Origin of the sequence: Cellulomonas sp. NPDC057328 (genome assembly GCF_042667215.1) — a bacterium.
GTDB lineage: Bacteria > Actinomycetota > Actinomycetes > Actinomycetales > Cellulomonadaceae > Cellulomonas.
Genome location: NZ_JBHUZW010000171.1, coordinates 1 through 6,129, shown reverse-complemented (window position 1 = coordinate 6,129; position 6,129 = coordinate 1). Strand labels below are relative to the sequence as shown.

4 protein-coding genes are annotated in these 6,129 nt (G+C 74.8%); all 4 read right to left on the bottom strand.

Translation table 11 applies throughout. The features are described from left to right. Positions 1-41: 41 nt before the first annotated feature. Positions 42-1,556 (bottom strand): Asp-tRNA(Asn)/Glu-tRNA(Gln) amidotransferase subunit GatB, encoded by a 1,515-nt coding sequence (gene gatB, locus ACFUMH_RS18350; RefSeq protein WP_378208918.1) that lies wholly within the window; start codon positions 1,554-1,556, stop codon positions 42-44. Continuing rightward, positions 1,556-3,055 carry an Asp-tRNA(Asn)/Glu-tRNA(Gln) amidotransferase subunit GatA gene (gatA, locus tag ACFUMH_RS18345; RefSeq protein WP_378208919.1) on the bottom strand — a complete coding sequence of 500 codons (1,500 nt, stop codon included), beginning with the start codon at positions 3,053-3,055 and terminating at the stop codon, positions 1,556-1,558. Before gatA ends, gatB begins: the two co-directional genes overlap by 1 nt. Positions 3,056-3,093: 38 nt before the next feature. Beyond that, positions 3,094-3,393: an Asp-tRNA(Asn)/Glu-tRNA(Gln) amidotransferase subunit GatC gene (gatC, locus tag ACFUMH_RS18340; protein WP_378208917.1), complete on the bottom strand. Its 300-nt coding sequence runs from the start codon at positions 3,391-3,393 to the stop codon at positions 3,094-3,096. A gap of 109 nt (positions 3,394-3,502) precedes the next feature. Then, positions 3,503-6,061, bottom strand: coding sequence for a hypothetical protein (locus ACFUMH_RS18335; protein ID WP_378208915.1), 2,559 nt, complete (start codon positions 6,059-6,061; stop codon positions 3,503-3,505). Positions 6,062-6,129 lie beyond the last annotated feature (68 nt).

The window sequence follows — 6,129 nt, the reverse complement described above, 5'->3', positions numbered from 1 at the left end:
CCCCGCGGGGTGCCGGCGCCGTGGCCGTGCGGTGGCCGGTGTCAGCCGGCCTGCACGCGCTCCAGCACGAGCTCGCGGACGCGGCCCGCATCGGCCTGGCCGCGCGTGGCCTTCATGACGGCGCCGATGATGGCGCCGACCGGCCCGAGGTTGCCGCCGCGGATCTTCTCGGCGATGTCGGGCTGGGCCGCGAGTGCCGCGTCGATGGCCTCGAGCAGCGGGCCGTCGTCGGAGACGACCTCGAGCCCGCGCGCGACGACGACCTGCTCGGGGTCACCCTCCCCCGCGAGCACGCCCTCGAGCACCTGGCGCGCGAGCTTGTCGTTGATGCGCCCGGCGTCGACGAGCTGCTGCAGCGCGCCGATCTGCGCGGGCGTGATCGGCAGCTCGGCGAGCTCGACCTCCTGCTGCTTCGCCGTGCGCGCGAGCTCGCCCATCCACCACTTGCGGGCGGCGGCCGGCGAGGCGCCCGCGGCGACGGTCGACTCGATGAGCTCGACGGCGCCGGCGTTGACGACGTCGCGCATCTCGGCGTCGGCGTAGCCCCACTCGCCCTGCAGGCGGCGGCGCCGCGCGGCGGGCAGCTCGGGCAGCGACGCGCGGATCTCCTCGACCCACGCCGGGTCGGGGACGATCGGCACGAGGTCCGGCTCCGGGAAGTACCGGTAGTCCTCGGCGTCGGACTTCACGCGGCCGGACGTCGTGCTGCCCGTGTCCTCGTGCCAGTGCCGCGTCTCCTGCACGATCGTGCCGCCGCCGTCGAGCACGGCCGCCTGGCGGCTGATCTCGTAGCGCACCGCCCGCTCGACGGAGCGGAACGAGTTGACGTTCTTCGTCTCGGTGCGCGTGCCGAGCGCCGACTCGGGCGTCGGGCGCAGCGACACGTTGACGTCCGCGCGCACGTTGCCGCGCTCCATGCGGGCCTCGGACACGCCCAGGGCGCGGAACAGGTCCCGCAGCGTCTGCACGTACGCGCGCGCCACCTCGGGCGCGCGCTCGCCGGCGCCCGTGATGGGCCGCGTGACGATCTCGACGAGCGGCACGCCGGCGCGGTTGTAGTCGACCAGCGAGTACTCGGCGCCGTGGATGCGGCCCGTGGCGCCGCCGACGTGGGTGTTCTTGCCGGCGTCCTCCTCCATGTGCGCGCGCTCGATCTCGACGCGGAAGGTGGTGCCGTCCTCGAGCTCGACGTCGACCCAGCCGTCGTGCGCGATCGGCTCGTCGTACTGCGACGTCTGGAAGTTCTTCGGCACGTCCGGGTAGAAGTAGTTCTTCCGGGCGAACCGGCAGGACTCGGCGATCGAGCAGTTGAGCGCGAGCCCGATGCGGATCGCGTACTCCACCGCCGTGCCGTTGACCGCCGGCAGCGCGCCCGGCAGGCCGAGGCTCACGGGGGTGATCTGCGTGTTCGGCTCCTCGCCGAAGGACTGCTCGGCGCCGTCGAACATCTTGGTGCGGGTGCCGAGCTCGACGTGCACCTCGATGCCGATGACCGGGTCGAACCGGGCCACCGCGTCGTCGTAGTCGACCAGGTCGACGCTCGTCGTCGTGCTCATCAGGCGACCCCTCCGGTCAGCTCGGGCGCGCGGCGCAGCAGCGGCCCCTCCCACCCGAACTCGAGCAGCGCCTCGAGCGCCGCACCGACCTTGTACAGCCGGGCGTCCTGGCGAGCGGGTGCGAGGATCTGGAAGCCGACCGGCAGGCCGTCGTCCGACAGGCCGTTCGGCAGCGACATGCCCGGCACGCCCGCGAGGTTCGCCGGGATCGTCGCGACGTCGTTGAGGTACATCGCGAGCGGGTCGTCGAGCTTCTCGCCGAGCTTGAACGCCGTGGTCGGCCCGGTCGGCGAGACGAGCACGTCGGCCTGCTCGAACGCGGCGGCGAAGTCCCGCTGGATGAGCGTGCGGACCTTCTGCGCCGAGCCGTAGTAGGCGTCGTAGTAGCCGGCCGACAGCGCGTACGTGCCGAGGATGATGCGCCGCTTCACCTCGTCGCCGAAGCCCTGGCCGCGCGTGGCGGCCATGACGCGCTCGGCCGTCACCGGACCCTCGGACGGCTCGACGCGCAGGCCGAAGCGCATGCCGTCGAACTTTGCGAGGTTGCTCGACGCCTCCGCGGGGAGGATGAGGTAGTACGCCGCGAGCGCGTACGTGAAGTGCGGGCAGGAGACCTCGACGATCTCGGCGCCCGCGTTGCGCAGCGCCTCAAGCGACTCCTCGAACCGCGCGAGCACGCCGGGCTGGTAGCCCTCGCCCTGCAGCTCCCGGACGACGCCGACCCGCATCCCGCGCAGGTCGGTCGAGACGCCCTCCTTCGCCGCGGCGACGTAGCCGGTCGCGGGGTCGGACAGCGACGTGGCGTCGCGCGGGTCGTGCCCGCCGATGAGCTCGTGCAGCAGCGCGGCGTCCATGACGGTGCGCGTGCAGGGGCCCGCCTGGTCGAGCGACGACGCCAGCGCGATGAGGCCGTAGCGCGAGACCGACCCGTACGTCGGCTTCACGCCCACCGTGCCGGTGACGGCCGCCGGCTGGCGGATCGAGCCGCCGGTGTCCGTGCCGATCGCGAGCGGCGCCTCGTACGCGGCGATCGCGGCCGCCGAGCCGCCGCCGGAGCCGCCGGGGATGCGGTCCAGGTCCCACGGGTTGTGCGTGTTGCCGTAGCCCGAGTGCTCGGTGGACGAGCCCATGGCGAACTCGTCCATGTTCGTCTTGCCGAGGACCGGCAGGCCCGCGGCCTTGATCTTCTCGACCAGGGTCGCGTCGTACGGGGGCACCCAGCCCTCGAGGATGCGCGAGCCCGCGGTGGTGGGCAGGCCGCGCGTGACGACGACGTCCTTGACCGCGATGGGCACGCCGGCCAGCGGGTGCAGCTCCTCCCCGGCGCCGCGGCGGGCGTCGACGTCGGCCGCGGTGGCCAGCGCCTCGTCGGCGGCGACGTGCAGGAAGGCGTGCACCTGCGGCTCGACGGCCGTGATGCGGTCGAGGTGCGCCTGCGTCAGCTCGACGCTGCTGACCTCGCGTGCGCCCAGCCGCTGCGCCAGCTCGGACGCCGGCATGTGGGTCAGGCGGCTGTCCGCCCCGCTCGTCGCGGCGCTCACGCCTCCTCCCCCAGGATCTGCGGGACGAGGAACTTGCCGTCCTGGGCGGCCGGCGCCTGGGCGAGCACCTCGTCGCGGTCCAGCGGCGCGACGGGCACGTCGGCGCGGAACACGTTGGTCAGCGGCAGCGGGTGGCTGGTCGCGGGGACGTCGGGCGTCGCGACCTCGGACACCCGGGCGACCGACTCGACGATGACGTCGAGCTCGCCGGCGAGGCGGTCGAGCTCGCCCGGCGTCAGGTCGATCCGGGCGAGCGCGGCGACGCGCGCGACCTCGTCGCGGGAGAGGGTGGACATGGTGCACAAGTCTAGGGGGCGACGCGCGCACCGATCCGTAGCCGTGCCGCCGCCGCGACAGGAGGCCGCCGCGGCGGAGGCCGGCGCGGGAGCCGTCGCGGCGGCGTCCTCAGAGCGCGCGGCCGGTGCGCAGGGGCCCCACGGCGTGCCCGAGCACCCGTCGCAGCAGCGTGCTCGACGCCGCGTGCTCAGCCTCGCGCAGGTCGAAGTCGGGCACCGCCGCCGCCGACTCGAGGTACTGCTCGACCAGACGGCGGGTCGGCGTCACCGACCACCCGCGGATCACGTCGAGCGAGGCGGCGTCCCCGGGGGCCACCGGACGCACCACCAGCGCCACCTGACCGGTGGCCGTACCGATCGTCGGCGACGTCGTCAGGTCGAGCCTCAGCACGGCACGCGCCTGCGGCCCCTCCCCGACGACGCGCGCGTCGCCGAACGGGGACAGCGCGGTCCGGACGGTGCCCAGCGCGACGCCGACCCGCTCGGCGTCCTGGTGAGGCAGCCAGAGGTCCACGGTGACGCGGTCGACGGGAGCGACCGTCGGCGGGTCCGCCACCCCGGCGTGCCAGAGCTGCAGCCGGGCGCCGAGCGACCCGCTGACCACGCACCGGGCGGCGTCCGTGCTCACCCGGGCGAGGCGGTCGAGCGCCTGGACGAGGACTCTCCAGGGCCCTGCCTGCTCCGTGCGCGTGAGGTCCACGCCCAGACTGCGCTCACGGACCGCCCGGTCGGACAGCACCGTCGCCGCGACGCGGTGCGCCCCTGCCTGGATGCTTAGCAGGGTCCGGGCCTCGGCACGCCTCGCCTCGGCGATCCCCTGCTCGACCGCGGCCCAGATCCGCACCACCTGCGGGTCGCGCTCGTCGTACAGGAGGCCGGCGCGCAGCTGCGCCGCCAGGTGCTCGTCCACGGCCGCGTCCGCGGTGGGCGGCTCCGACTGCGAGTCGACCAGGTCGGACAGGGTGATGACCTGCAGCCGACCGGCGGCGCCGGCGACGTCCGGGCGGAGCAGCTCGACGGTCCTCGGCAGCACCGCGGCGAGACGCTCCCGCCGCCGGGCGACCTCGGCGCCGAGGCCCGCGCCGGCGAGCACGGTCGCGAGGCGCACCAGGCGCTTGCCGAGCTTGTGGTCCGGCTCGCTCTGCTCGTCGGCCACCGCCTCGCGGAGGATGGTCGACAGGTCCGCGACGAAGTACGGCAGCGTGGGCACCGGGAGCGCCGTGCCGGACACGCCCGGCTGTGCGGCGACCGTCATCGTGCGCCAGAGCTCGAGCAGCTCCACCGAGGAACGGGTCGGGATGCCGACGTCGACGAGCTCGCCGTTGACGCCCGCGGGCCGGCCGACGCGCTGCGCGACCTGCCCCAGGGCTCCCGGCGCAGCGGCGGCCAGGTGCGGGCGGCGGACCAGCTGGGCGCGGTGCAGCTGGTCCTCGGCGGACTCCGCGGCCTCGCTCAGGGCCGCGTTGTCCAGGTCCGGCCCCGCCGACGCGGCCGACGCGAGGACCCGCGTGGCGGGCGTCGTCCGGTGCAGCTCCTGCGTGTAGCCGTACCGGAACCCGTCGAGGGTGCGGACGACGACGTCGTGCACCCCGGCGAACGCGGTGTACCAGGCCTCGGGGTCGAGGTCGGGGTCGATGAGGATGCCGGTGTCCCAGTCGTTCCCGCCGAGCTCCGGGGTGCCCAGGGCGGTGAAGAGCGCACGCCCGCCCTTCAGGTAGAACCGGGTCACGGGCCGTGCGGTGCCCAGCTGGGTGCGCAGCGCGCCGTCGACGGTCGTGATCGCCGCCGACAGGGCCGCGATCTGCTTCTCGTGCCAGGCGGTGAGCGTCGCGGGGTGCATCGCCCCCGTGACGAGGCCGCTGGCGACCCGACGCCGGTCGACCGGCATCGGCGCGGACGCCGTCCCGCCCTCGAACCGGTGCAGCAGGCGCACCAGCGTGAAGGACTCGATGTTGTACAGCGCGCGCACCGCGGCGACCGCGTTGTCCGGCCGGCGGAGGGGGACGACGAGCTCGTCCTGGAGCGTCGCGAGCAGGTCCAGGAGGTCGGCCTCCCGGACGTGGTTCTGGTGCGCGTTCACCCACGCCGCGACCGCGTCCGGGCCGGACCAGCCGGTGTCCAGCATCCCGAGGTAGCGCGCGGCCTGCTCGACCCCCGCAGGGAGCGGTGTGCGCACCCCCGCCGGGGCCATGGCGGTGACGGCGCGGGTCGCCCACGTGACGACGGACGCGAGGTCGGCGATCGTGACGTCATCCCGGGCCGGGTGGTCGAGCTTCTCCCGCACCAGCGACGCGGCCGACGCCATCTGGTCGAGGAGGTCCTCGACGAGCGGCTTGTCCGACAGGAGGGTGTCCAGCGCGCCGGGCGGGACCTCGAGCCGCAGCAGCGGCGTCGACCCGAGCGCGAAGAACCGGGACAGGGCCTCGGACTCCACGTCGCGACGCTCGTCGTCGGTGCGGGCCGACGCCCCCGCCGCGCGGACGACGTCCTGGTACCCCGTCTCCAGGACCTGCAGGGGATGCACCGCCAGAGCCTGCCAGGAGGCGGCCGCGGACCGTTGCGCGGCGTCGGTGACGGTGGTGGTCGTGGCTGGAGCGTCGGGGAACTCCTCCGCCAGGGCGGCCGACGCCGCCCTCGCGAGCTCCGTGAAGTACTCGGTGACGGGCATGACGACTCCTCGTGGGCGTGGTGCGGTGCGAAGCGGGGGCGGCGGGACGCGGGGCCGCCGGTGCCCGC